This window comes from Nocardioides flavescens (assembly GCF_009823805.1).
Lineage (GTDB): Bacteria > Actinomycetota > Actinomycetes > Propionibacteriales > Nocardioidaceae > Nocardioides > Nocardioides flavescens.
Genome location: NZ_WUEK01000010.1, coordinates 126048 through 150447, shown reverse-complemented (window position 1 = coordinate 150447; position 24400 = coordinate 126048). Strand labels below are relative to the sequence as shown.

24 protein-coding genes are annotated in these 24400 nt (G+C 72.4%); 8 read left to right on the top strand and 16 right to left on the bottom strand.

Going from position 1 to position 24400, the window contains the following annotated elements; genetic code table 11:
* The first annotated feature begins 89 nt into the window (after positions 1-89).
* A complete protein-coding gene (locus tag GRQ65_RS16265) occupies positions 90-1196 on the top strand; it encodes an LLM class flavin-dependent oxidoreductase (protein ID WP_160879032.1) in 1107 nt (368 codons plus the stop codon).
* Positions 1193-1771 carry a CE1759 family FMN reductase gene (locus GRQ65_RS16260; protein ID WP_160879031.1) on the top strand — a complete coding sequence of 193 codons (579 nt, stop codon included), beginning with the start codon at positions 1193-1195 and terminating at the stop codon, positions 1769-1771. Before GRQ65_RS16265 ends, GRQ65_RS16260 begins: the two co-directional genes overlap by 4 nt.
* Positions 1772-2071: 300 nt before the next feature.
* On the opposite strand, the gene GRQ65_RS16255 is transcribed toward GRQ65_RS16260, so the two are convergent.
* A complete protein-coding gene (locus GRQ65_RS16255; protein WP_337191794.1) occupies positions 2072-2359 on the bottom strand; it encodes a MerR family transcriptional regulator in 288 nt (95 codons plus the stop codon).
* 117 nt (positions 2360-2476) lie between these two features.
* Between GRQ65_RS16255 and GRQ65_RS16250 the strand changes: the two genes are divergently transcribed.
* Positions 2477-2902: an Hsp20/alpha crystallin family protein gene (locus GRQ65_RS16250; RefSeq protein ID WP_160879080.1), complete on the top strand. Its 426-nt coding sequence runs from the start codon at positions 2477-2479 to the stop codon at positions 2900-2902.
* A 93-nt stretch (positions 2903-2995) separates the two neighbouring features.
* Positions 2996-3451 (top strand): TspO/MBR family protein, encoded by a 456-nt coding sequence (locus GRQ65_RS16245; RefSeq protein WP_160879030.1) that lies wholly within the window; start codon positions 2996-2998, stop codon positions 3449-3451.
* Positions 3452-3481: 30 nt separating this feature from the next.
* Here GRQ65_RS16245 and ppsA read toward each other — a convergent pair whose 3' ends face one another.
* The 6 genes from ppsA to GRQ65_RS16215 all read right to left on the bottom strand — a co-directional run bounded on the left by ppsA (position 3482) and on the right by GRQ65_RS16215 (position 12358).
* Positions 3482-5884 carry a phosphoenolpyruvate synthase gene (ppsA, locus tag GRQ65_RS16240; RefSeq protein ID WP_160879029.1) on the bottom strand — a complete coding sequence of 801 codons (2403 nt, stop codon included), beginning with the start codon at positions 5882-5884 and terminating at the stop codon, positions 3482-3484.
* Positions 5881-6726 (bottom strand): pyruvate, water dikinase regulatory protein, encoded by an 846-nt coding sequence (locus GRQ65_RS16235; protein WP_160879028.1) that lies wholly within the window; start codon positions 6724-6726, stop codon positions 5881-5883. The genes ppsA and GRQ65_RS16235 overlap by 4 nt, the downstream gene beginning before the upstream one ends.
* 187 nt (positions 6727-6913) lie before the next feature.
* Positions 6914-7699 carry an isocitrate lyase/PEP mutase family protein gene (locus GRQ65_RS16230; RefSeq protein ID WP_160879027.1) on the bottom strand — a complete coding sequence of 262 codons (786 nt, stop codon included), beginning with the start codon at positions 7697-7699 and terminating at the stop codon, positions 6914-6916.
* A 53-nt stretch (positions 7700-7752) separates the two neighbouring features.
* Positions 7753-8625, bottom strand: coding sequence for an SGNH/GDSL hydrolase family protein (locus GRQ65_RS16225; RefSeq protein WP_160879026.1), 873 nt, complete (start codon positions 8623-8625; stop codon positions 7753-7755).
* A 29-nt stretch (positions 8626-8654) separates the two neighbouring features.
* On the bottom strand, positions 8655-10496 hold the full coding sequence (locus GRQ65_RS16220) for an ABC transporter ATP-binding protein (RefSeq protein WP_337191793.1): 1842 nt from the start codon (positions 10494-10496) through the stop codon (positions 8655-8657).
* Complete coding sequence (locus GRQ65_RS16215) at positions 10493-12358, bottom strand: ABC transporter ATP-binding protein (protein WP_337191792.1); 1866 nt, start codon at positions 12356-12358, stop codon at positions 10493-10495. Before GRQ65_RS16215 ends, GRQ65_RS16220 begins: the two co-directional genes overlap by 4 nt.
* 142 nt (positions 12359-12500) lie before the next feature.
* Here GRQ65_RS16215 and GRQ65_RS16210 point away from each other — a divergent pair, with 142 nt between their 5' ends.
* Positions 12501-13130, top strand: coding sequence for a TIGR03085 family metal-binding protein (locus GRQ65_RS16210; protein ID WP_160879025.1), 630 nt, complete (start codon positions 12501-12503; stop codon positions 13128-13130).
* A gap of 3 nt (positions 13131-13133) precedes the next feature.
* Here the strand turns inward: GRQ65_RS16210 and GRQ65_RS16205 are convergent, their stop codons facing one another.
* From GRQ65_RS16205 to leuA, 9 genes are all read right to left on the bottom strand, one after another.
* Positions 13134-13955, bottom strand: a complete 822-nt coding sequence (locus GRQ65_RS16205) for a methyltransferase domain-containing protein (RefSeq protein WP_160879024.1) — start codon at positions 13953-13955, stop codon at positions 13134-13136.
* Between the two features lie 7 nt (positions 13956-13962).
* Entirely contained in the window at positions 13963-14724 is a 762-nt protein-coding gene (hisF, locus tag GRQ65_RS16200; protein ID WP_160879023.1) for an imidazole glycerol phosphate synthase subunit HisF, read from the bottom strand.
* Positions 14721-15458 carry a bifunctional 1-(5-phosphoribosyl)-5-((5-phosphoribosylamino)methylideneamino)imidazole-4-carboxamide isomerase/phosphoribosylanthranilate isomerase PriA gene (priA, locus tag GRQ65_RS22890; RefSeq protein ID WP_160879022.1) on the bottom strand — a complete coding sequence of 246 codons (738 nt, stop codon included), beginning with the start codon at positions 15456-15458 and terminating at the stop codon, positions 14721-14723. The genes hisF and priA overlap by 4 nt, the downstream gene beginning before the upstream one ends.
* On the bottom strand, positions 15458-15796 hold the full coding sequence (locus GRQ65_RS16190; RefSeq protein ID WP_160879021.1) for a hypothetical protein: 339 nt from the start codon (positions 15794-15796) through the stop codon (positions 15458-15460). The genes priA and GRQ65_RS16190 overlap by 1 nt, the downstream gene beginning before the upstream one ends.
* Positions 15797-15914: 118 nt before the next feature.
* Positions 15915-16553, bottom strand: a complete 639-nt coding sequence (gene hisH / locus GRQ65_RS16185) for an imidazole glycerol phosphate synthase subunit HisH (protein ID WP_160879077.1) — start codon at positions 16551-16553, stop codon at positions 15915-15917.
* Positions 16550-17158, bottom strand: a complete 609-nt coding sequence (gene hisB, locus GRQ65_RS16180) for an imidazoleglycerol-phosphate dehydratase HisB (protein ID WP_160879020.1) — start codon at positions 17156-17158, stop codon at positions 16550-16552. Before hisB ends, hisH begins: the two co-directional genes overlap by 4 nt.
* Positions 17155-18282, bottom strand: a complete 1128-nt coding sequence (locus GRQ65_RS16175; RefSeq protein WP_160879019.1) for a histidinol-phosphate transaminase — start codon at positions 18280-18282, stop codon at positions 17155-17157. The genes hisB and GRQ65_RS16175 overlap by 4 nt, the downstream gene beginning before the upstream one ends.
* A gap of 10 nt (positions 18283-18292) precedes the next feature.
* Positions 18293-19588: a histidinol dehydrogenase gene (hisD, locus tag GRQ65_RS16170; RefSeq protein ID WP_160879018.1), complete on the bottom strand. Its 1296-nt coding sequence runs from the start codon at positions 19586-19588 to the stop codon at positions 18293-18295.
* A 72-nt stretch (positions 19589-19660) separates the two neighbouring features.
* On the bottom strand, positions 19661-21370 hold the full coding sequence (gene leuA / locus GRQ65_RS16165) for a 2-isopropylmalate synthase (protein ID WP_160879017.1): 1710 nt from the start codon (positions 21368-21370) through the stop codon (positions 19661-19663).
* Positions 21371-21560: 190 nt separating this feature from the next.
* Between leuA and GRQ65_RS16160 the strand changes: the two genes are divergently transcribed.
* From GRQ65_RS16160 to GRQ65_RS16150, 3 genes are all read left to right on the top strand, one after another.
* On the top strand, positions 21561-22358 hold the full coding sequence (locus tag GRQ65_RS16160) for a septum formation family protein (RefSeq protein WP_337191791.1): 798 nt from the start codon (positions 21561-21563) through the stop codon (positions 22356-22358).
* Entirely contained in the window at positions 22355-23257 is a 903-nt protein-coding gene (locus GRQ65_RS16155) for a septum formation family protein (protein WP_160879015.1), read from the top strand. The genes GRQ65_RS16160 and GRQ65_RS16155 overlap by 4 nt, the downstream gene beginning before the upstream one ends.
* 132 nt (positions 23258-23389) lie before the next feature.
* Positions 23390-24286, top strand: a complete 897-nt coding sequence (locus GRQ65_RS16150; RefSeq protein ID WP_160879014.1) for an oxidoreductase — start codon at positions 23390-23392, stop codon at positions 24284-24286.
* Positions 24287-24400: the final 114 nt, after the last annotated feature.

Sequence of the window (24400 nt, the reverse complement as noted above, 5' to 3'; positions counted from 1 at the left end):
GCCCGCCCGGTGCAAGGGTGGCGGGAATGAAGCGCGACCCTCTACTGTTCGGGTAGTTGCATTCTCAACTACTTCCCGAGGAGCACGTCATGCAGTTCGGCATCTTCAGCGTCGGCGACCTCACGGCCGACCCGACGACGGGTCGCACCCCCACCGAGCAGGAGCGCATCAAGGCCACCGTCGCGATCGCGAAGAAGGCCGAGGAGGTGGGGCTCGACGTCTTCGCGACCGGTGAGCACCACAACGAGCCGTTCATCTCGAGCAACCCGACGGCCACGCTCGCCTACATCGGCGCCCAGACCTCGACGCTGCAGCTCTCGACGGCGACGACGCTCATCACCACCACCGACCCGGTGCTGATCGCCGAGGACTACGCCAAGGTGCAGCACCTCGTCGACGGCCGCCTCGACCTGATGATGGGCCGCGGCAACACCGGCCCGGTCTACCCGTGGTTCGGCAAGGACATCCGCCAGGGCATCCCGCTCGCCGTCGAGAACTACGCGCTGCTGCGCCGGCTGTGGCGCGAGCACACCGTCGACTGGGAGGGGAGGTTCCGCTCGCCGCTGCAGGGCTACACCTCGACCCCGCGCCCGCTCGACGACGTCCCGCCGTTCGTCTGGCACGGCTCGATCCGCTCCCCCGAGATCGCCGAGCAGGCGGCCTACTACGGCGACGGTTTCTTCCACAACCACATCTTCTGGCCGCCGTCGCACACCGCGCGGATGGTCGCGCTCTACCGCCAGCGCTTCGAGCACTACGGCCACGGCTCGGCCGACCAGGCGATCGTCGGCCTGGGCGGGCAGGTCTTCATGCGCAAGCGCAGCCAGGACGCGGTCGCGGAGTTCCGTCCGTACTTCGACAACGCGCCCGTCTACGGCCACGGTCCGTCGTTGGAGGACTTCACCTCCCAGACGCCGCTGACCGTCGGCTCGCCGCAGCAGGTCATCGAGCGCACGCTCGGCTTCCGGGAGTACGCCGGCGACTACCAGCGCCAGCTGTTCCTCATCGACCACGCCGGCCTGCCGCTCAAGACCGTGCTCGAGCAGCTCGACCTGCTCGGCGAGGAGGTCGTGCCGGTGCTGCGCCGCGAGTTCGAGGCGCTGCGTCCCGCGCACGTGCCCTCCGACCCGCCGCTGCACCCGGCCGTGCTCGCCCAGCGCGCCGCGGCCCAGCAGGACGAGGAGGCCGTGGCATGACCCGTCTCGTCGTCGTCTCCGCCGGGCTCTCCAACCCGTCGTCGACCCGGCTGCTGGCCGACCGGCTCACCACCGCCGCGCTCGACCGGCTGCCCGGAGCCGAGGTCACCCACGTCGAGCTGCGCGACCTCGCCCACGCGATCGCCGACAACCTGCTGACCGGCTTCCCGTCGGGCGAGCTGGCGGAGGCGGTCGCGGCGGTGGCGCAGGCTGACGCCCTGGTCGTCGTGACGCCGGTCTTCAGCGCGTCGTACTCCGGGTTGTTCAAGTCGTTCTTCGACGTGCTCGACCCCGGCACGCTCGAGGGCACCCCGGTGCTGCTCGCCGCGACGGCCGGCACCCCGCGTCACTCGCTGGTGCTCGACCACGCGCTGCGACCGCTGTTCTCCTACCTGCGGGCGGTGCCGGTGCCCACCGGCGTCTTCGCGGCCGCCGAGGACTTCGCCTCCCCCGAGCTCGCCGCCCGCGTCGAGCGCGCGGCCGGCGAGCTCGCCGACGCCGTCACCCGCCGACCCCGCCCCCACGCCGTCGACCCCTTCGCCGACGTCACCCCCTTCGCCGAGCTCCTCGGCTGACAGGAACGCGACCCGGCGCACACTGCCGCTGGAACGACGCCGACCCGGCGGAAAGTGCTGCGGGAACGACGCCGACCCGGCGCAAAGTGCTGCTGCGCGTATGCCGACCCGGCGCAAACTGCGAGTCCAACCACGCCGACCCGGCGCAAACTGCGAGTCGAACGGCGCCGACCCGGCGCACGTCTGACAGCACTTTGCGCCGGGTCGACGCACCTCTGACAGCACTTCGCGCCGGGTCGGCGTACGTGGGACAGCAATCTGCGCCGGGTCGGCGTACGTCTGAGAGCAGTTCGCGCCGGGTCAGCGGGCGCGGAGGCGGCGGTTGTCGGCGCGCAGGCGCTCGACGGTGCGCTCGAGCTCGAGCACCTTGGCGATGCCGGCGAGGTTGAGCCCCTCGGCGAGGAGCTCGCCGATGCGCACCAGGCGGTCGACGTCGGCCTCGCTGTAGAGCCGCGTGCCGCCGTCGGTGCGGGCCGGGGAGACGAGGCCGCGGCGTTCGTAGACGCGGAGGTTCTGGATCTCCATCGAGGCCTTGCGCGCGGCCACCGAGATGGCGAAGACGGCGCTGGTCGAGGAGCTCGCGGGCACGACTTGAAATTACCTCGCCATTGGAATACAACAAACCTGTACTCGTTGATACAGATGTGGGCCGGTTCCCACGGCCCCTCGACCTCAGTCCAGTCGACACAGTTCAGGAGGATGACCATGCTGCTCCGCACCACCGACCCGTTCCGTGACTTCGACCGTCTCACCCAGCAGCTGCTCGGCACCACCAGCCGTCCGGCCGTCATGCCGATGGACGCGTGGCGCGAGGGCGACCGCTTCGTCATCGAGTTCGACCTGCCGGGCGTCTCGCCCGAGAGCATCGACCTCGACGTCGAGCGCAACGTCCTGACCGTCAGGGCCGAGCGCGTGGGCCGCAACGGCGACTGGGAGATGCTGGCAAGCGAGCGCACCCGCGGCGCGTTCAGCCGCCAGCTGGTCCTCGGGGACAACCTCGACCTCGACAGGATCGAGGCGAGCTACGAGTCCGGCGTCCTGCGCCTCGTCGTGCCCGTCGCCGAGCGCGCCAAGCCGCGCAAGATCCAGCTGAGCACGCCCAGCGACGACCACCAGGCCATCACCGCCTGAGCCGTCGCCGGACCACCACCCCGAGCAGCAGCACCCAGCGGGGCGGGACCCACCCGGGTCCCGCCCCCCTGTGCGTCCGGGTACCGCTCGGACATGCGCCCACGCCTCGTCACTGCGGCCCTCACCGCGGCCGCCGCCGTCGTCGGCTCGCTCGGAACCAAGCCCGACAGCCGCTGGTACACCACCCTCGACCGGCCTTCCTGGCAGCCGCCGCCGGTCGCCTTCCCGCTGGTGTGGACCCCGCTCTACGCCCTCATCGGGTGGGGCACCGGCCGCGCCGCCGAGGCGAGCCCGGAGGGCCGCGAGCGCTACCTCGCCCTCGTCGGCACCGACCTCGCCGTCAACGCGTGGTGGTGCTGGGCGTTCTTCGCGCGCGAGTCGACCCGCGGCGGGCTGGTCACCATCGTCGCCCTCGACGCGCTCAACGTCGCTCTGCTGCGCGAGACGGCGAAGCGCGACGGCACCGCTGCCGCCGCGCTCGCGCCGTACGTCGCGTGGACGGGCTTCGCGACCGCGCTCAACGCCGAGATCTGGCGCCGCAACCGCTGACCAGCCCGACGAGCCCGTCCATCGAGGCGGTCAGTCGACGCCCTGCCCGGCCAGCTTCAGCCAGGTGTCGACGACGGTGTCGGGGTTGAGCGACATCGACTCGATGCCCTGCTCGAGCAGCCAGGCGGCGAGGTCGGGGTGGTCGGAGGGGCCCTGGCCGCAGATGCCGACGTACTTGCCCTGGTCCTTGCAGGCCTTGATGGCCAGCTCGAGCATGTGCAGCACGGCCGGGTCGCGCTCGTCGAAGCCGCCGGCCACGAGCGCCGAGTCGCGGTCGAGGCCCAGGGTCAGCTGGGTCATGTCGTTGGAGCCGATCGAGAAGCCGTCGAAGTGCTCGAGGAACTGCTCGGCGATGACGGCGTTGGACGGCACCTCGCACATCATCACGACCTTGAGGTCGTTCTCGCCCCGGCGCAGGCCGTGCTGCCCGAGCAGGTCGATGACCCCGGAGGCCTCGGCCAGCGTGCGGACGAAGGGGATCATCACCCAGACGTTGGTGAGACCCATGTCGTCGCGCACGTGGCGCAGCGCCTCGCACTCCATCGCGAAGCACTCGGCGAAGTCCTCGGAGAGGTAGCGCGACGCACCGCGGTAGCCGATCATCGGGTTCTCCTCGTGCGGCTCGTAGGCGGGGCCGGCGACGAGGTTGGCGTACTCGTTGGACTTGAAGTCGCTCATCCGCACGATCACGGGGTACGGCGCGAACGCCGCGGCGAGCATCGAGACCCCCTCGGCCACGCGCTGCACGAAGAACTCCCGCGGGCCCGGGTAGGCCCGGATCGTCTCCTCGATCTCGGCGCGCACGCCCGCCTCGAGCGAGTCGGGGTCACGCTCGAGGTCGAGCAGGGCCTTGGGGTGGATGCCGATCTGGCGGTTGATGATGAACTCGAGCCGCGCGAGGCCGATGCCGCGGTGCGGCAGGCGCGAGAAGGCGAAGGCCTGGTCGGGCGTGCCGACGTTCATCATGATCTTGACGGGCAGGTCGGGCATCGAGTCGAGCTCGGTGCGCTCGACGTCGAACTCCAGCGCGCCGTCGTAGACCAGGCCGGTGTCGCCCTCGGCACACGAGACGGTGACCTCGCGGCCGTCGGCGAGCTCGCGGGTGGCACCACCGGTGCCGACGACGGCCGGGATGCCGAGCTCGCGGGCGATGATCGCCGCGTGGCAGGTGCGTCCGCCGCGGTTGGTGACGATCGCGGAGGCGCGCTTCATGATCGGCTCCCAGTCGGGGTCGGTCATGTCGGCGACGAGCACCTCGCCGGCGTTGAACTCGTGCATCTGCTCGACGGAGGTGAGCACCCGGACCGCGCCGGCGCCGATCTTCTGGCCGATGGCGCGACCCTCGACGAGCACGTCGGCGCCGCTGGTCGTGGCCTTGTCGATCCTGTAGCGCTCGAGGGCACCGCTCACGCGCGACTGCACGGTCTCGGGTCGGGCCTGCAGGACGTAGAGCTCGTGGTCGACGCCGTCCTTGCCCCACTCGATGTCCATCGGGCGGCCGTAGTGCTCCTCGATGGTGAGGGCGTGGCGGGCGAGCTCCTCGACCTCGGCGTCGGTGAGGCTGAGGCGCCGGCGCTCCTCGGGGGAGGTCTCGACGAACTCGGTGGTGCGCCCGACCGTGGGGTCGTCGGTGTAGACCATCTTGGTGGCCTTGTCACCGATGCCGCGCTTGAGCACCGCCGAGCGCCCCTCGCGCAGCGCGGGCTTGTAGACGTAGAACTCGTCGGGGTTGACCGCACCCTGCACGACGCCCTCGCCCAGCCCCCAGGCGGAGGTGACGAAGACGGCGTCGGTGAAGCCGGACTCGGTGTCCATCGTGAACATGACGCCGCTGGCGCCGATGTCGGAGCGCACCATGCGCTGCACACCCGCCGACAGGGCAACGGCGTCGTGCTCGAAGCCGTGGTGGACGCGGTAGGCGATGGCGCGGTCGTTGTAGAGCGAGGCGAAGACCTCGCGGATCGCGTGCAGGATCGCGTCGATCCCCTGCACGTTGAGGAAGGTCTCCTGCTGGCCCGCGAAGGAGGCGTCGGGCAGGTCCTCGGCGGTGGCGCTGGAGCGGACGGCGAACGACGGCTCGCCGGCGTCGTCCATCTCCTCGACGAGCTGGTCGTAGGCCTCGCGGATGTCCTGCTCGAGGTCGTCGGGGAACTCCTGGCCGATGACAAGGCCGCGGATCTCCTTGCCGACCTCCGCGAGGCGGCGTACGTCGTCGGTGTCGAGGTCGCGCAGCAGCCCCGAGATGCGGTCGGCGAGCCCGGTGTCACCGATGAAGTGCCGGTAGGCCGACGACGTGGTCGCGAAGCCGTTGGGCACCCGGACGCCGAGGTCGGAGAGGTTGGAGACCATCTCGCCGAGCGAGGCGTTCTTGCCGCCCACCTCCTCCACGTCGCCCATGCCGAGCTCGGAGAACCACCTGACGTTGTCGCTCATCGATCCCTCTTCCGGTTGCGCTTCAGGCTCTGCACGATCAGGGTCGCCATCTCCTCGACCGAGCGGGCCGAGGAGTCGATGGCGGGGATGCGGTGCGCCTCGTAGAGCGCTGCGGCGCGGCGCAGCTCCCAGCGGCACTGCTCGGCGCTGGCGTAGCGCGAGCCGGGGCGCCGCTCGTTGCGGACCCGGCTGAGCCGCTCCACGGTCGTAGAGAGGCCGACGCAGCGGTCGGCGAAGTCGAGGAGGGGGCGCGGCAGGTCGGTGGACTCGAGGTCCTCGTCGACCAGCGGGTAGTTGGCCACGAACAGGCCGTGCTGCAGCGCGAGGTACATGCTGGTGGGCGTCTTACCGCACCGGGACGGCGCGATGAGGATGACGTCGGACTTCTCGAGCACACGCAGGCTCTGGCCGTCGTCGTGCTCGATGGTGAACTCGACCGCGGCCATCCGGTCGTTGTAGTTGCGGATGTCGCCGACGCCGTGGAGCCGGGCCGCCTCGTGCAGGCCGCGCTGGCCGAGCACCGCCTCGACGCGGTCCATGTGCAGGGCGAAGAAGTCGATGACGGGCGCCCGGGTCTTCACGAGCTCGTCGCGCACCGTGTCGTCGGCGGCGGTGATGAAGACCAGCGGGGTGACCGGCCCGTCCATCGCGGCGTCGAGCACCTCGACGACCCGCTGGGCCTCCTGCACCGTGGTGATGAACGGGAACAGCGTCCGGTCGAAGCGCAGGTCGGGGAACTGGATGAGCAGCGCGTTGCCCATCGTCTCGGCGCTGATGCCCGTCGAGTCGGACAGGAAGAACACCGGCACGACCGGTTGGTCGTCGAGCCCTGCCTCCGCCATCACCGCTCCCTCGCCCTGGGTGGGCCTGACCCTATCTCCCGGTCCGGGACGATCTCGCCCGCCTCCCTCCGCGTGGGACGGAGGCGGGCGCGCGAGATCGACAGTCGAACATCCGGGACCCCCTGGCGTCCCGGATGTTCGACTGTCGACGGACGGGCCAGTGGCGCTCGGCCGCGACGCCCGGTCCTCAGTTGAGGATGCGCATGTTCGAGGGCACGCCGCCGCCGCGGTGGACCTCCTCGACGAGCTCCTGGAGGGCGGTGAGGGCGACGTTCTGCGAGAGCGGGCCGTACGACGTGCGCGCGACGCCGTGGGCCTCCTGCCAGTCGCGCGGGGGCAGGCCGGGGATGCCGATCGTGGTGAGCCGGCGCGGGCCGAAGGCGTCGACGAGGGCGAGGATCTGCTCCTCGCTCAGGATCGCCGGCACGAACACCACCGGCGCGCCCGCGTCGAGGAACGCCTTGCCGCGCTCGATCGCGTTGGCGAGGTTCTCGTCCGGGTCGCCCTCCCGGTTGAGCGCGAAGGCGTCGGTGCGGGCGTTGAGGACGAAGTCGACGCCCTCCTCCTCGGCGACCTTGACGATCTGCTCGACCTGGCGCGCGGCCTCGGCGAGCGGCTTGAGCTGGTCCTCGATGTTGGCGCCGACCACGCCCAGGCCGATGGCGCGGCGCACGGTCTCCGCGGCGTTGCCGTATCCGCCCTCGAGGTCGGCGGTCACCGGCAGGTCGGTGGCGTCGACGATCCGCTCGACCTGCTCGAGCATCAGGTCGAGCGGGATGTTCTCGCCGTCCTCGTAGCCGAACGACGAGGCGATGGAGTGGCTCGCGGTGGCGAGCGCCATGGTGCCCTCGACGGCGGCGACGGTGGTGGCGGAGACGACGTCCCACACGTTGACGACGGTGAGCAGCTTCTCGTCCTGGTGCAGGCGGAGCAGCTCGGTGGCCTTGGCCCGGGTGGCCTCATCAGCAGTCATGCCCCGACAGTGCCCGAAGCCGCGCCGCGCCACCAGTGGCGCCCGCCCTGCGGTCAGAGACCGAGCTGGCGGATCGCCTCGGCGGCCATCTCGCGCTCGCCCAGGGCGTTGGGGTGCACGACCACGGGGTTGGTGGTGCCGACGACGGGCTCGACCCAGCGGGTGCCGATCGCCTGGCAGGCGTCGTGGCCCGTCGAGGCCTGGTCGAGGTCGACGTACGTCGCCCCGGTGGCCGCGGCGGCGCGACGCACGGCGTCGTTGAGGGTGGTCTGCAGCGAGTGGAGGTAGGCGACGTCGCCGCGGGCGACCGGCAGCTGCGGATAGCAGGAGCCGGAGGCCGGGGTGATCCACGGGTAGCCGAGGATGGCGACGCGGGCGTGCGGGGCCTTCGCCTGCACCGCCTGCAGCGCGGAGACCAGCGCCGGGTAGGTCGTGGTGCGCACGGTGTCCTCGAAGGAGGTGCCGTAGGTGTCGCGGCACGGACTGCCGGTGCCGAGCGTGGTGAGGCCCGCCGCCCCGCAGGCCGCGATCGCGCCGATGAACACCGAGCTGTCGTTGCCGCCGATGGTCATCGTGACCAGGTCGGTGCGGGCGTCGAGGGCGTCGAGCTGGGGCGCGACGCCGGGGTACTGCGGCTCGCTGAAGTGTCGCGTCTCCGCTGCGCCGCAGGTGACGTCGGTCAGGCGCGCGCCGATCGTCCTCGCGACGACATTCGGGTAGTTGCGCGTCGAGCGCAGGCACGCCGGGGAGGTCAGGTCGACCGGCAGCACCCCGGAGGCGGCGCTGTAGGAGTCGCCGAGGGCGACGTACTTCAACCGCTCCCCCGGCGTCCCGGCGCCGGCGGCACCGGGGAGCAGTCCCAGCACGAGGGCGGGGAGCACCAGGAGCGTGGCGAGGGCGACGAGCACACGACGGGTCGAGGTCATGTGACCTCAACGAGCGCCCGTGGCGCGGGTCACGCCCCCTGCTGCGCCACCCAGCTGGCGTGGAGGCCGGCGTAGACGCTGCCCTCCTGGTGCACGAGCTCAGCGTGGGGGCCGCGCTGCACGATGCGCCCGCGGTCGACGACCACCACCTCGTCGGCGGACTCGGCGGTCGAGAGCCGGTGGGCGATCGTGACGGAGGTGCGTCCCGACATCAGCCGCTCGAGCGCGCGCCCGATGCGCATCTCGAGCGCCGGGTCGACCGCGCTGGTCGCCTCGTCGAGCACCAGCAGGTCGGGGTCGGCGAGGTGGGCGCGCAGCAGCGCGACGAGCTGACGCTCACCGGCGGACAGCGACTCACCGCGCTGGCCGACCTGCGTCGCGAGCCCGGCCGGCAGCGTGGCCAGCCAGTCGCTGAGCCCGAGCTCGTCGGCGGAGGCGAGGATGTCGGCCTCTGTGGCGTCGAGATCGCCGTAGCGGACGTTGGCCGTGATCGAGTCGTCGAAGAGGAACCCCTCCTGGGGCACCAGCACCACGGAGCGACGCAGGGACCGCGCGGCGATGCGGCGCACGTCGACGCCGTCGAGCAGCACCGCGCCCTCGGTGGGGTCCATCAGCCGGGTCAGCAGCTTGGCCACCGTCGACTTGCCCGACCCGGTCTCGCCCACCACCGCGACGCGCCGACCCGCCGCGATGTCGAGGTCGATGTCGCGCAGCACGAACGGACCGCCGGGGTAGGCGAACGAGACACCCTCGAAGCGGACGTCGACCGGGCCGCGCGGCAGCGTCTCGCCGTCCTCCCCCGGGTCGACCAGGTCGGCCGGGGTCTCGAGGATGCCGATGACGCGGCGCCAGCCGGCGATGGCGTTCTGGGCGTCGGTCAGGATCTGGGTGCCCATCTGCACCGGCCCGACGAAGAGGGTCACGAGGAAGGCAAACGCCAGCACCGTGCCGATCGTCATCTGGTCGGCGAAGCCGAGCAGCACGCCGATGACGATCACCCCCGCGTTGGCGAGGCCCGCCGATATGCCGCCGAGGGAGAACGACACCACCGTGAAGCGCTGGGCGCGGGTGCTCGCGGCCCGGAACCCGTCGATGGCCTCGTCGATGCGGGCCTGGGTGCGGGCCTCGACGGCGTAGGAGCGCACGACCGCGGCGCCGACGACCGGCTCGGAGATCGCCGAGAGCATCGACCCCATCTGGCGGCGCACCACGCCGTAGGCCTCCGAGAGCTTGCGCTGGAACCACCGGATCGAGAGGAACAGCGGCGCGAAGGCGATCCACACGACCAGCGCGAGCTGCCAGGAGTAGATCGCCATCACGATCGTGGCGATCAGCACCTGCCCGACGCTCACGACGAACAGCAGCCCGCCGAAGACCAGGAACTGGCTGACCTGGTCGACGTCGCTCGTGACGCGTGAGACCAACGCGCCGCGGCGCTCGGTGTTCTGGGTGAGCAGCGGCAGGTCGTGCACGTGGCGGAACGCCTTGATCCGCAGCGTCGCGAGGCCGCGCTCGGAGGTGCGGAAGAGCCGGCTCGTCATGAGGTACGACGCGCCGGAGGTCAGCGCGATCGCGGCAGCGGCGATCACGCCCATCCACACCACGAAGGACACGTCCGGGCCGCCGTCGGCGCCGAGGCCGCGGTCGAGGGTCTGCTGCACGACGACGGGCACGATGACCTGGCCGACGGAGGCCAGCACGGCCAGGACCAGCGTCCAGCCGATGCCCTCCCTGAGCTCGGGGCTGATCTGCACCCCGCGCCGGAGGGTCTGGAGCGCCGCCATCTCCTCGCCGGAGTCCATGGCGGTGCCGGAGCGGGCGGCCGCGGCGGTCCCGGTCGCGTCGGCGGGTGCCTTCACGGTGGTGCTCACGAGCCGACCTCCACCGAGACCGGGGCGTCGCCCGGCTCGGCCTGCTCGTAGGCGTTGACCAGCCGGGCGTAGGACGGGCTGCGGCGCAGCAGCTCGGCGTGGGTGCCGCGGTCGACGATGCGACCGTCCTCGAGGTGGACCACCTCGTCGGCCAGCGCGATGGTGGCCTTGCGGTAGGCGACCACGACCAGCGTCGTGTCGGACGGGCCGTGGCGCAGCGCCGCGAGGATGCGCGCCTCGACCTCCGGGTCGACGGCCGAGGTGGCGTCGTCGAGCACGAGCAGACGGGGACGGCGCACCAGGGCGCGGGCCAGCGAGATGCGCTGACGCTGACCGCCCGAGAGGGAGGTGCCGCGCTCGCCGAGCTGGGTGTCGAGACCGTGCGGCAGGGCCGCGACGAACCCGTCGGCCTGCGCGGCGCGCAGGGCCTCCCACACGTCGTCGTCGGTGAGCGGCATGCCGTCGACCCGGGCGTCGAGGGTGACGTTGCCGCGCACGGTGTCGTCGAAGAGGAACGCCGTCTGGGGCACGACGCCGCTGACCCGGGCGAGCTCGCCGCGGTCGAGGTCGCGCAGGTCGACGCCGTCGAGGGTGATGCGGCCCCGGTCGGGGTCGACGAGACGGGTCAGCAGCGCGGTGAGCGTGCTCTTGCCCGAGGCGGTGGCGCCGACGATCGCGACGGTGCGGCCCGGCTCGACGGTGAAGCTCACGTCGCGCAGCAGCGGCTGCTCGGCGACGTAGGAGTAGGCCAGCCCCCCGACCTCGAGCCGCGCACCGGTCCCGGGCACGTCGGGCACCGAGCGGTCGCCGTACGGCATCTCGCCCTCGGCCTCGAGGACCGTGCTGAGGCGCCGGAAGCCGACCACGCTGCGTGGAAACTCGCCCAGCAGCCAGCCGATGGAGCGGATCGGGAAGGAGACGATCGTCAGCAGGTAGGCGACGGTGACGACCGCGCCGGCGTCGGTGCTGCCGCCGAGCACGCGCTCGACGCCGATCCCGAGCACGACGAGCACGCCGAGGTTGGGCAGCGCGGCGAGGGTCGGGTCGAACGCCGCTCGGATGCGACCGGCTCGGATGTTGACGTCGCGCAGCTCGTGGACCTTGGCGGCGAACCGCTCGGTCTCCTCGCCCTCGCGCCCGAGCGTCTTGACGACCATCGCGCCGTCGAAGGACTCGTGGGCGATCTCGCTGACCTCGGCGCGCAGCTCCTGCGCGCGGGTCATGAGCGGGGAGGCGAGGCGCTGGTAGGCGAGGTTGGCGACGATGACCGCCGGGAAGACCAGCAGGCCGACCAGGGCCAGCACCAGGTCGGCGGCGAACATCTGGACGATGGCGATCGCCATCATCACGACCGTGCCGACCGCCATCGGCAGCGGTGCGATCGGCCCCCAGGCTGCCTCGACGTCGGAGTTGGCGTTGCTGAGCAGCTCGCCGGTGGGGTGGCGCTGGTGCCACTCCATCGGGAGGGTGAGGTACTGACGGGTGACCGCGCGGCGGCTGTGCGCCTGCATGCGGTACTGCATCATCCCGGCGAACAGCCTTCGGGCGACGATGCCGACCGCACGCAGCAGGGCGATGCCGACGAAGATCGCGAAGACGGCGACGAGCATGCTGGTGCCGATCTCGCCGTCGCGGAACGCCGGCGTCAGCACGTGGTCGGTCGACCACCCCAGCGCCCACGCGTCGGCGACGGTGAGCAGGCCGAAGAGCATGCTCCCGACCGTCGAGAGGGCGAAGACGCCCGGCTCACGCTTGATCGCCACCCAGATGACGCCGAACCCCTCACGGGTCGTCGCCGCCCGGGACGCTCCGTCCCCGTCCAGCCCTGGCTCGTCAGGGTGGGTCTCCTGCTCGACAGTCACAGTCCTCCTCGCAACCCTCGGACAACCCGAGCGCTGCGCCACGGTATTCCCGGCCACCGACAACCCGGTCTTCCTCGGGGGCCCGCTGGTCGAGCAGTGAGCGCCAGCGAGCGTCGTCGAGACCTTCGGTTACCGGACGACCGTGAACCTCGCCCGCCGCGAACGCCACGCCCTCTGCGACCTCGCCCTCGGGCTCGGCCCGGACGCGCCGACGCTGTGCGAGGGGTGGACCGCCCGCGACCTCGTCGCCCACCTGCTGGTGCGCGAGCGCTCCCCGCTGGCCGGCGTCGGCATCGCGGTGCCGCCGCTCGCGGGACTCACCGAGCGCGCGATGGCCAGGACCGCCGCGGCGCCGTTCGAGAAGTCGGTGGCGAGCCTGCGCGGGGTCGGACTGACGCCGTTCCGGTTGCCGGGGGTCGAGTGGCTCGCCAACACGGTGGAGTACGTCGTGCACCACGAGGACCTGCGACGCGGGCAGGCCGGCTGGTCCCCGCGCGAGCTGCCCCAGGGCGACGAGGACACGCTGTGGGCCCAGCTCCGCTTCCTCGGACGGATGGTGGCGCGCAGGGCCGGCGTGCCGCTCGTCGTACGCCGCTCCGACGTGCCCGCGCAGTCGCTGACGCTGCTCGGGGGCGACCGACCGGCGGAGGTGATCGGCCGGCCCTCCGAGCTCGTGCTGATGCTGTCGGGGCGCACCGAGCTCGCCGACCTCGAGTGGCTCGGCGACCGGGCCAACCTGCAGCGGCTGCGCGAGGCCGACCTCTCGGCCTGAGACTCAGACCCGGGTCGCCACCAGGGTGTAGCTGTGCGGGAGCCGCTCGGGCCGGACCGACAGCCGGAACTCACCCTCGCCGATCGCGTCCATGTGGCCCGGGAACGCCTCCCACGGCACGGAGTGGTGCTCGACGAAGGTGTCGATGCGCAGGCCGGCCCCGAGGACGGCAGTGAGGATCTCGCCGATGCCGTGGTTCCACTCCTGGGTGACGGTGTGCTCGAACTCCACGTCGGTCTCGACGTAGGTGCCGGGCTCGTCCCACACGGTGGGCTCGGCGAGCTCGAAGTAGGGGTGGCTCAGCTCGATGCGGCCCGGCTCGGTCGGGTCGCCGAGCGCCCACAGCACCGGGTGGCCCTCGCGGATGAACAGCCGCCCGCCCGGGGCCAGCAGGCTCGCGACGGTCGCGGCCCAGCGCTCGACGTTGGGCAGCCAGCACAGCGCGCCGATGCCGGTGAAGACGAGGTCGAAGTCGCCGTCGAGCGCCTCGCGGGCGGCGTAGACGTCGGACTCGACGAAGGCGACGTCGGCCCCGGCCGCGGTCGCGAGGTCGCGCGCCTGGGCCACGGAGGCGGCGCTGAAGTCCAGGCCGGTCATGGTGGCCCCGAGTCGCGCCAGGCTGATCGTGTCGGTGCCGATGTGGCACTGCAGGTGCACCCCGCGCAGCCCGCTGACGTCACCGAGCAGCGGCAGGTCGAACTGCACCACGTCGGAGAGGTGCTCCGGGTCGTCGCGGAACGCCGCCACGGCGTAGTCGGGCGAGGCGGCGTGGGCGGCGGCGCGCTCGTCCCAGACGAGGCGGTTGACGTCCTGGTAGCTGGTCACCGGCCCATCATCGGACGGGGTGACCGGCCTCCTCCAGGGACTTCTTGACCTCTCCGATGCGCAGGGTCCCGAAGTGGAACACCGTGGCCGCGAGCACCGCGTCGGCTCCGGCGTCGACCGCGGGCGCGAAGTGCTCGAGGCGACCCGCCCCGCCCGAGGCGATCACCGGGATGCTCACCGCCGCGCGGACCTGCTCGATGAGGGCGAGGTCGAAGCCGTCCTGGGTGCCGTCGGCGTCCATGGCGTTGAGCAGGATCTCGCCCGCGCCGAGCTCGGCCGCCCGGGACGCCCACGCGACGGCGTCGAGCCCGGCCGACTGGCGCCCGCCGTGGGTGGTGACCTCGAAGCCGGAGTCGGTCTCCGCGGCCCGGCGGGCGTCGACGGAGAGCACGAGCACCTGGTTGCCGAAGCGGTCGGCGATCTCGGCGACGAGATCGGGACGGCGGATCGCGGCGGTGTTGACCGCGACCTTGTCGGCCCCGGCACGCAGCAGCCGGTCGACGTCGGCGACGCTCGAGACTCCCCCGCCGACGGTCAGCGGGATGAAGACCTCCTCGGCACACCGCGACACGACTTCCATCGTGGTCGCCCGCCCCTCGTGCGAGGCCGAGATGTCGAGGAAGGTCAGCTCGTCGGCGCCCTCGGCGTCATAGGTGCGGGCCAGCTCCACGGGGTCGCCGGCGTCGCGCAGCTGCTGGAAGTTGATCCCCTTGACCACCCGGCCGCCGTCGACGTCGAGGCACGGGATGACGCGGACGGCGAGGCTCACGCCGACGTTCCGCGGGTCAGTGCGAGCGCGTCCTCGAGGCTGAAGCGCCCCTCGTAGAGCGCGGTGCCCGCGATGGCGCCCTCGACGCCGACCGGCACGAGCTCCATCAGCGCGGCGATGTCGTCGAGGGTGGTGACGCCGCCGGAGGCGACCACCGGCTTCTCGGTCGCCTCGCAGACCGCGCGCAGCAGGTCGAGGTTGGGCCCCTGCAGCATGCCGTCCTTGTTGACGTCGGTGACGACGTAGCGCGCGCACCCCTCGGAGTCCAGGCGCGCCAGCACCTCGTAGAGGTCGCCGCCCTCGCGGGTCCAGCCGCGCGCGGCGAGCGTGCGGCCGCGCACGTCGAGCCCGACCGCCACGCGGTCGCCGTACGTCGCGATGGCGCGGGCGCACCACTCCGGCTGCTCGAGCGCGGCGGTGCCGATGTTGACCCGACGGCAGCCGGTCGCCATCGCCGCCTCGAGCGACTCGTCGTCACGGATGCCGCCGCTCATCTCGACCTGGATGTCGAGGGCGCCGACGATCTGCGCCTGCAGCTCGCGGTTGTGCCCGCGGCCGAACGCCGCGTCGAGGTCCACGAGGTGAATCCACTCCGCACCCGCCTCCTGCCAGCGCAGGGCGGCCTCGACGGGGTCGCCGAAGCGTTTCTCCGAGCCGGCCACCCCCTGGACCAGCTGGACGGCCTGGCCGCCGGCGATGTCGACGGCGGGCAGCAGATCGAGGTAGGTGCTCATCAGGTCCTCCGGAACATCATCATGTGCACGATCGGGGCGCCCAGCACGCTGGCCACCAGGAGCAGGCCGCTCAGGGCGGGGTCGCGGGCCACGGCGAAGAGCAGCAGGTTGACCACCACCAGCAGCGCGAGCGTGGCGAGCACCTGACGCCGGCGCTTCTCGGCCAGCGCGCCGCGCTGCCGTCCCGGCGCCGGGGTGCTGCTCGGCAGCCAGCCCGTCAGCCGCTCCCGACGCACGTCACGACGGGCCTCGCGCTCGGCGGCCGCCGTACGACGCTCGGCCTCGGCCGCCTGCGCCACCTCGCGTTCTGCTCGCCGCCGGGCGCGCTCCTTGCTCACGTGGCGTCGCCGTAGGAATCCCAGCATCTGCTGGGATCACTGACGTTCTGGGGTGTTGCAACACCCCAGAACGTTGGCATTCCCAGCAGATGCTGGGATTCCGCCGCCAAGGTGAGCCTCACAGCGTCTCGACCCAGTTGCGGAGCAGGGCGGCGCCGGCGTCGCCGGACTTCTCGGGGTGGAACTGGGTGGCCCAGAGCGGGCCGTTCTCGACCGCGGCGACGAAGGAGTCGCCGCCGTGGGTCGCCCAGGTGACCTTCGGCGCCGTCGTGCGCCCGTTGGTCTCCAGCTCCCAGCTGCGCACGCCGTAGGAGTGCACGAAGTAGAACCGCTCGTCCTCGAGGCCCGCGAACATCCGCGACGACTCGGGCACCTCGACGGTGTTCCAGCCCATGTGGGGTACGACGGGAGCCTGGAGCCGCTCGACCAGCCCGGGCCACTCGTCGCAGCCCTCGGTCTCGACGCCGTGCTCGATGCCGCGCGCGAACAGCACCTGCATGCCGACGCAGATGCCGAGCACGGGCCGCCCGCCCGAGAGCCGGCGCCCGATCGCGCGCGGACCGTCGACAGCGCGCAGCCCCTCCATGCACGCGGCGTAGGCCCCGACGCCGGGCACGAGCAGGCCGTCGGCCGCCTCAGCGGCGTGGCGGTCGCCGGTCAGCTCGACCTCGGCGCCCGCCCGCTCCACCGCGCGGACGGCGGAGCGCAGGTTGCCGGAGCCGTAGTCGAGGACGACGACGCGAGGTTTCGTCTTCAGAGCGCGCCCTTGGTCGAGGGGATGCCGGTCTCGCGCGGGTCGATCGCGACGGCGTCGCGGAAGGCCCGGGCGAAGGCCTTGAACTGCGTCTCGACGAGGTGGTGCGGCTCGCGGCCGGCCAGCACCCGCACGTGCAGCGCGAAGTGGCCGTGGAAGGCGAGGGTCTCGAAGACGTGCTGGGTCAGCGAGCCGAGGTAGGACACGCCGGAGCCGCCGAGGGCGACGTACTGCTGCCCCTCGGGCTCGCCGGTGTGCACGCAGTAGGGGCGGCCCGAGACGTCGACGACGGCCTGGACGAGCGCCTCGTCGAGCGGCACGGTGGCGTCGCCGAAGCGGCGGATGCCGACCTTGTCGCCGAGCGCCTGCCGCAGCGCCTGGCCGAGGGCGATGGCGGTGTCCTCGACGGTGTGGTGGGCGTCGATGTGCACGTCGCCGTCGGTCTGCACCGTCAGGTCGACCAGCGCGTGGCGCGCGAACGCCGTGAGCATGTGGTCGTAGAAGCCGACACCGGTCGAGATGTCGTGGCGCCCGGAGCCGTCGAGGTCGACCTCGACGAGCACCTTGGACTCGCTGGTGGCGCGTTCGATCCTGGCCGTGCGGCTCATGCCTGCTCCTCCGTCGCGTGGTCCTGCGTCACCTCGGCCACCGCAGCGGTGAGGCTCACCTTGAACGTCTTCATCTCATCCGGCGTGCCGACCGAGACCCGCAGCCACCCCTCGGGGCCGGTCTCGCGCACGATCACGCCCCGGTCGACCATCGCCTGCCAGACGGCGTGCCGGTCCGCCAGCTCGCCGAACAGCACGAAGTTGGCGTCGCTGTCGGCGACCTCGAACCCCTCGCCGCGCAGCCAGTCGACCAGCGCGTCGCGCTCGGCGCGCAGCTCGTCGACCTTGCCGAGCAGCTCGTCGCGGTGGCGCAGCGCGGCGAGCGCGACGGCCTGGGTGACCGCGGAGAGGTGGTAGGGCAGGCGCACGACGCGGATGCCGTCGCACAGCGCGGGGTCGGCGGCGAGGTAGCCCAGCCGGGCACCCGCCAGCGCGAACGCCTTGCTCATCGTGCGCGTGACGACGAGGTTGCGGTGCTCGGGCAGCAGCTCGAGGGCGCTCGGCACCCCGGCACGGCGGAACTCGCCGTAGGCCTCGTCGACCACCACGAGCCCGTCGCCCGCGGCCTCGCACAGCATGGAGACGGCCTCGGGCGGCAGCGCGGTGCCGGTGGGGTTGTTGGGGCTGGGCAGCAGCACCACGGCGGGCTGCTCGGACTCGACGAGGTCGCGCGCGCGAGCGAGGTCGAGCGAGAAGTCGTCCTCGCGACGGCCCTGCACCCAGCGCGTGCCGGTGTCGCGGGCGTACTCGGGATACATCGAGTACGTCGGCGCGAAGCTCAGCGCCGAGCGGCCCGGGCCGGCGTAGGCCTGCAGCAGCTGCAGCATGACCTCGTTGGAGCCGTTGGCCGCCCACACCTGTTCGGGCGCGATGCCGTGCGGGGTGTCGCGCGAGAGGTACGCCGCGAGCTCGGCCCGCAGCTCGACGAACTCGCGGTCGGGGTAGCGGTTGAGGGTCGTCGCGGCGGCCGCCACCGAGGCGGCGATGTCGGCGACGCACTCGGGCGAGGGACCGTAGGGGTTCTCGTTGACGTTGAGCTGCACGGGCACGAGCTCGGGCGAGAGCTGCGGTGCGCCGTACGGCTCGAGGCCCCGCAGCTCCTCGCGCAGCGGTGGGAAGGTCACGGGACGCGCCTCACCGCGGGAACCGCGCGCGCACGGCCGCGCCGTGCCCGGGCAGGTCCTCGGCCTCGGCCAGCGTGACCACGTGGTCGGCCACCTCGGCCAGGGCCTCGCGGGAGTAGTCGACGACGTGCACCGACTTGGTGAAGGCGCGCACCGACAGTCCCGAGGAGTGGCAGGCGCAGCCCGCGGAGGGCAGCACGTGGTTGGAGCCGGCGCAGTAGTCGCCGAGGGAGACCGGGGCGTGCGGGCCGACGAAGATCGCGCCCGCGTTGCGCACGCGCGCGGCCCAGCTCGCGGCGTCGTCGGTCTGGATCTCGAGGTGCTCGGCGGCGTAGGCGTCGACCACGTCGAGGCCCTGCTCGAGGTCCTCGACGAGCACGAACGCCGACTGCCGGCCGCCGAGGGCGGTGCGGATCCGCTCCTGGTGCCGGGTGGCCGCCACCTGCCGGTCGAGCTCCGCGCTGACCTGCTCGACGAGCTCCTCGGACGGGGTCACCAGCACCGAGGCCGCCAGCGGGTCGTGCTCGGCCTGGCTGATGAGGTCCGAGGCGACGTAGGCGGGGTCGGCGCTGGCGTCGGCCAGCACGGCGATCTCGGTCGGGCCGGCCTCGGAGTCGATGCCGACCTGCCCCTTGAGCAGCCGCTTGGCCGTGACGACGTAGATGTTGCCCGGGCCGGTGACCAGGTCGACGCGACGGCAGGGGCCGACGCCGTAGGCGAACATCGCGATCGCCTGGGCGCCGCCGACGGCGTAGACCTCGTCGACGCCGAGCAGTGCGCACGCGGCGAGGATGGTCGGGTGCGGGAGCCCGCCGAACTCCTTCTGGGGCGGGCTGGCCAGCGCGATCGAGCGCACGCCCGCGGTCTGCGCGGGCACGACGTTCATCAGCACGCTGGAGACCAGCGGCGCGAGCCCGCCGGGGACGTAGAGCCCCACGCGGTCGACGGCCACCTTGCGGTGGGTCACCCGGGCACCGGGGCCGAGGTCGGTGACGACGTCGTGCTCCAGCTCGGCCGCGCACGTCGCGCGCAGCCGCCGGATCGACTCCTCGAGCCCGGCCAGCACGTCGCGATCGAGGCGCTCGAGGGCGTCGGCGAGCGTGGCCTTGTCGATGCGGATGTCGTCGAGGGCGACGCCGTCGAAGCGCTCGGACAGCTCGTGGATCGCGGTCATGCCGCGGGTGCGCACGTCCTCGCAGATCGCGTGGACCGCCGGGACCGCAGCCTCGATGTCGAAGTCGGCGCGCGGTACGACGTCCCGGTAGTCCTCGGGACGCTCGCCGCGCAGGTCGATCCGGCGCATCATGACTCCGATTCTACGGAGACGCAGCCCGCGTCGCCGACTCGGCGACGCGGGCTGGACTCCGCCGTGACCTCGTCAGCCGGCGCGGTTGACCGCGGAGACGACGGCCTTCAGCGAGGCGGTGACGATGTTGGCGTCGATGCCGACCCCCCAGAAGACCCCGTCGCGCACCGCGCACTCGACGTACGCCGCGGCGAGGCTGTCGCCGCCCGCGGTGAGCGCGTGCTCGGCGTAGTCGAGGATGCGCACGTCCCACTCCTGAGGCAGCTCGTTGATCGCGGCGCAGAACGCCGAGAGCGGGCCGTTGCCCTCGCCGTGCAGCGAGCGGGCCTCGCCGTCCACGCGCACGTCGACGTCGAGCGCGTCGCGCTGGCCCGCGGCCGAGGAGGTGTGGACCGAGTCGAGCTCGAGCGGGGCGGTGCGGTCGAGGTACTCCGAGCGGAAGACCGACCAGATCGCCTCGGAGGTCATCTCGCCGCCCTCGGCGTCGGTGCGCTCCTGCACGACGCGGCTGAACTCGATCTGCGCCCGGCGCGGCAGGTCGAGCTTGTGCTCGGCCTTGAGGACGTAGGCGACCCCGCCCTTGCCGGACTGGCTGTTGACCCGGATGACCGCCTCGTAGGTGCGACCGACGTCCTTGGGGTCGATGGGGAGGTACGGCGCCTCCCACAGCAGCGACCCGACCTCGACGCCCCGCTCCTCGGCCTGGCGCTCGAGGTCCTCGAGGCCCTTCTTGATGGCGTCCTGGTGGGAGCCGGAGAACGCCGTGTAGACCAGGTCGCCGGCGTACGGGTGGCGCGGGTGGACGGGCAGCTGGGTGCAGTACTCCACCGTGCGGCGGATCTCGTCGATGTCGGAGAAGTCGACCTGCGGGTCGATGCCCTGGCTGAACAGGTTCATGCCCAGCGTCACCAGGTCGACGTTGCCGGTGCGCTCGCCGTGGCCGAACAGGCACCCCTCGACGCGGTCGGCGCCGGCCATCATCGCCAGCTCGGTGGCGGCGACGGCGGTGCCGCGGTCGTTGTGCGGGTGCAGGCTGATGACGGTGTTCTCGCGCCGGGTCAGCTGGCGGGAGAACCACTCGATCTGGTCGGCGTAGACGTTGGGGGTCGCGACCTCGACGGTGGCGGGGAGGTTGAGGATGATCTCGCGACCGTCCTCGGGCTGCCACACGTCGCTGACCGCCTCGCAGACCTCGAGGGAGAACGGCAGCTCGGTCGAGGTGAAGATCTCGGGGCTGTACTCGTAGCCGATGACGGTCATGTCGAGGTGGGCGTCGCCGTACTTCATGACCAGCTCTGTGCCGCGGACGCCGATGTCCTTGATCTCGTCCTTGCCGGCCCGGAACACCACGCGGCGGAAGAGCGGTGCCAGCGCGTTGTAGAGGTGGATGTTGGCGCGCGGGACGCCGATGAGCGACTGCACGCTGCGCTCGATGAGGTCCTCGCGGGCCTGGGTCAGCACGGAGATCGTGACGTCGTCGGGGATCTTGTCGCCCTCGATGAGCTGGCGCACGAAGGAGAAGTCGGTCTCGCTGGCCGAGGGGAACCCGACCTCGATCTCCTTGTAGCCCATCTTCACGAGCAGGTCGAACATCGCCATCTTGCGGGCGGGGTTCATCGGGTCGATGAGGGCCTGGTTGCCGTCGCGCAGGTCGGTGGAGAGCCAGCGCGGCGCCTGGGTGATGGTCTTGAACGGCCACGTGCGGTCGGGCAGGTCGATCGGCGGGAACGCCGAGTAGCGCTGCCACGGCATGGTGCTGGGCTTCTGGGACGGGATGGTCATGGGGATCCTCGGGTCTGGTCTGCGGTCTGGTGGGCCGGACACGCACAGACACTCCGCAGCGAGGGGGTCCGGCTCTGGCTCAGACCTCGCTGCGGCGGCGAAGGAGAAGGGTGCGCCACATGACGTGGTCACGGTAGCGCACCTCGACGCCTCGCCGGTCCGCGGTTCACCCGCCGGTACGCTCGGCCGGGTGCGTCCGGCTCTGCTCCTGGCTGCCGCGACCCTGCTCGGGACCGGGCTGGTCGCCGGCTGCAGCAGCGACGGCTCCGAGACCGACGCCCGTCTCGTGGACTCCGTCGAGGCCCCGGTCCAGGGCGCCTGCCGGGTGCTGGAGCCCGACGACGTGGACCAGCCGTCCAACGCCTCCCCGGTCGTCGACTGCGCCCAGCCGCACACCGCGGAGACCTACGCCGTGGGCGAGGTCCCCGCCGAGCTCGCGGACGCCGGCTGGGACTCCGAGGCGCTCGGCTCCTGGGCCTACGCGACCTGCTCGGGGCAGTTCCAGCAGTTCCTCGGCGCCGACGAGAGCACGGTCATGCGCACGATCGTCAGCTGGGCGTGGTTCCGCCCGTCCGAGAAGGCCTGGGCCGACGGCGCGCGGTGGTACCGCTGCGACATCGTCGGCGGCGGCGAGCAGAGCGAGGCGTACGTCGACCTGCCGACCACCGCGGCCGGGCTGCTGGCCGACCGCCCCGACGACGCCTGGATGGCCTGCGTCGACGGCGCCTCCGTCGAGGCCTCCCCCAAGGTGCCGTGCACCGAGCCGCACAACTGGCGCGCCGTCACCACCATCAAGGTCGGCCAGCCCGAGGACCCCTACCCCGGCGACCGCGCGGTCGCGAGGACGACTGAGGACTACTGCTACAACTCCGTCGCCGCCTGGCTGGGCTACCCGAAGGAGTTCGACTACGGCTTCACCTGGTTCCACCAGCCCGAGTGGGACGCCGGCAACCGGCGCTCGATCTGCTGGGCGGCGACGTCGGGATGAGGCGCCTCTCCCCCACCCTGCTCCGGACGCTGGCGGCCCTCACCGCTGCGGTCGTCCTCGCCGGCTGCTCGGGCGGCGGGTCGCCGTCCGCGGAGTCGACGCCGAGCGAGAGCCCCTCTGCGTCCGCCTCTGCCGCGGGGTCCGGGTCTGCGTCTGGTGCGACCAGCGCCGAGCCCACGCCCGAGCCGGCGCCGGTCGCGCCGACCGAGGGCGCGTGCTACCGGCTGAGCTACGACGACGCCGTCGCCGCCAGCACGACCGCCACCCCCGTCGGGTGCAAGCGCCGGCACACCAGCCAGACCTTCGCGGTCGGCGCGCTCGACGCCGTCTCGGCCGGTCACCTGCTCGCGGTCGACTCCGACACGGTGCGCCGCCAGGCGGCCCGGGCGTGCCCGCAGGGCCTGCCGCGCTTCCTCGGCGCGACACCGGCCCAGCTGCGCCTCAGCATGCTGCGCGCGGTGTGGTTCACCCCGACGCTGGAGGAGTCCGACCTCGGCGCGTCGTGGTACCGCTGCGACGTCGTCGCCGTCTCGGGCGACGACCAGATCGCCCCGCTCGAGGGCGACCTGACGGAGGCGCTGGAGCGCAGCGACGTCCGCGACGCCTACGCCATGTGCGGCACCGCCGCACCCGACGACCCGGCGTTCACCCGGGTGCTCTGCAGCGAGTCCCACACCTGGCGCGCGATCAGCGTCGTCGACCTCGCCAGCCTCGGGAAGGCCTACCCCGGCGTGCGGGCCGTGAAGGGCGTCGACGCCGCCGGCGAGGACGGCGACTGCGCCTCCGCCGCCCGCGACCTCGCCGACGACCCGTTGGACTACGAGTGGGGCTACGAGTGGCCGAGCAAGGCGCAGTGGAAGGCCGGCCAGATCTACGGCCGCTGCTGGGCCCAGGACTGAGCCCCGCCGAAGGACGTGGTTTCGAGACGGCCGTAGCCGGCCTCCTCAACCACCGGCTCCGGTGGTTGAGGAAGGACGAAGTCCTGTCTGGAACCACCCACCCCGCTGGGTGGGCCTGCCTAGGCTGACGAGGTGAGCTGGACCGAGCGCGACCTGCCCGACCTCTCCGGCCGCACCGCGGTGGTGACGGGCGCCAACTCCGGCATCGGCCTCAAGACCGCGAAGGCGCTGGCCGAGCACGGCGCCCACGTCGTGCTGGCCTGCCGCAAGACGGGCGCCGGCCGCGAGGCGGCGGCCGGCATCGACGGCTCGACGGAGGTCGCCGAGCTCGACCTGGCCTCGCTCGACTCCGTGCGCCGCTTCGCCGAGGGCGTCGACCGGCCGGTGGACCTGCTGGTCAACAACGCCGGCGTGATGACCCCGCCGCGCTACCGCGAGACGGCCGACGGGTTCGAGCTGCAGTACGGCACCAACCACCTCGGCCACGTGGCCCTCACCGCGCGGCTCCTCCCCCGCCTGCTCGAGGCGTCGGCGCCGCGCGTCGTGTCGGTCTCGTCCATCGCCCACCACGCGGGCGACGAGTCGGTGCTGCAGGGCAACCCCGCGGCGACGTACCGCCCCGACAAGGCCTACGGCAACAGCAAGCTCGCCGACCTGCTCTTCGCGCTCGAGCTGCAGCGCCGCGCGGCGGCCGCCGGGTCGCCCCTCACCGCGACCGCCGCCCACCCCGGCGTCTCCGCCACGGGGCTGGTCACGAGCCGCGACGGGCTCGGGGCCATCGCGCCGATCCGCTGGACCGCACCGGTGTGGTCGCGGCTGCTCTTCCAGTCGGCCACCGCCGGCGCGCGTCCCACGCTCTACGCCGCCACCGTGGCCGAGCCCGGCTCCTACACCGGCTCGACCTGGCTGCGCGAGGCCCGCGGTCCCGTCGGCCCCGCCCGCCTCAGCCGCTGCGCCCAGGACCAGACCCTCGCCTCCCGGCTGTGGGACCTCAGCCTCGAGCAGGTCGGGCTCTCGATCGAGCTCTGAGTGGTTTCGAGACGGTTGCTGCGCAACCTCCTCAACCACCATCACGGTGGTTGAGGAAGACGAAGTCCTGTCTCCCCGACCACCGATGGTTGAGGAAGGACGAAGTCCTGTCTC

Bases quoted from the DNA above. Each gene is read 5' to 3' on its own strand.
- GRQ65_RS16265 (WP_160879032.1), top strand. From the start codon at position 90: ATGCAGTTCGGCATCTTCAGCGTCGGCGACCTCACGGCCGACCCGACG.
- GRQ65_RS16260 (WP_160879031.1), top strand. From the start codon at position 1,193: ATGACCCGTCTCGTCGTCGTCTCCGCCGGGCTCTCCAACCCGTCGTCG.
- GRQ65_RS16250 (WP_160879080.1), top strand. From the start codon at position 2,477: ATGCTGCTCCGCACCACCGACCCGTTCCGTGACTTCGACCGTCTCACC.
- GRQ65_RS16245 (WP_160879030.1), top strand. From the start codon at position 2,996: ATGCGCCCACGCCTCGTCACTGCGGCCCTCACCGCGGCCGCCGCCGTC.
- ppsA (WP_160879029.1), bottom strand. From the start codon at position 5,884: ATGAGCGACAACGTCAGGTGGTTCTCCGAGCTCGGCATGGGCGACGTG.
- GRQ65_RS16235 (WP_160879028.1), bottom strand. From the start codon at position 6,726: ATGGCGGAGGCAGGGCTCGACGACCAACCGGTCGTGCCGGTGTTCTTC.
- GRQ65_RS16230 (WP_160879027.1), bottom strand. From the start codon at position 7,699: ATGACTGCTGATGAGGCCACCCGGGCCAAGGCCACCGAGCTGCTCCGC.
- GRQ65_RS16225 (WP_160879026.1), bottom strand. From the start codon at position 8,625: ATGACCTCGACCCGTCGTGTGCTCGTCGCCCTCGCCACGCTCCTGGTG.
- priA (WP_160879022.1), bottom strand. From the start codon at position 15,458: ATGAGCACCTACCTCGATCTGCTGCCCGCCGTCGACATCGCCGGCGGC.
- hisB (WP_160879020.1), bottom strand. From the start codon at position 17,158: ATGAGCCGCACGGCCAGGATCGAACGCGCCACCAGCGAGTCCAAGGTG.
- hisD (WP_160879018.1), bottom strand. From the start codon at position 19,588: ATGATGCGCCGGATCGACCTGCGCGGCGAGCGTCCCGAGGACTACCGG.
- leuA (WP_160879017.1), bottom strand. From the start codon at position 21,370: ATGACCATCCCGTCCCAGAAGCCCAGCACCATGCCGTGGCAGCGCTAC.
- GRQ65_RS16155 (WP_160879015.1), top strand. From the start codon at position 22,355: ATGAGGCGCCTCTCCCCCACCCTGCTCCGGACGCTGGCGGCCCTCACC.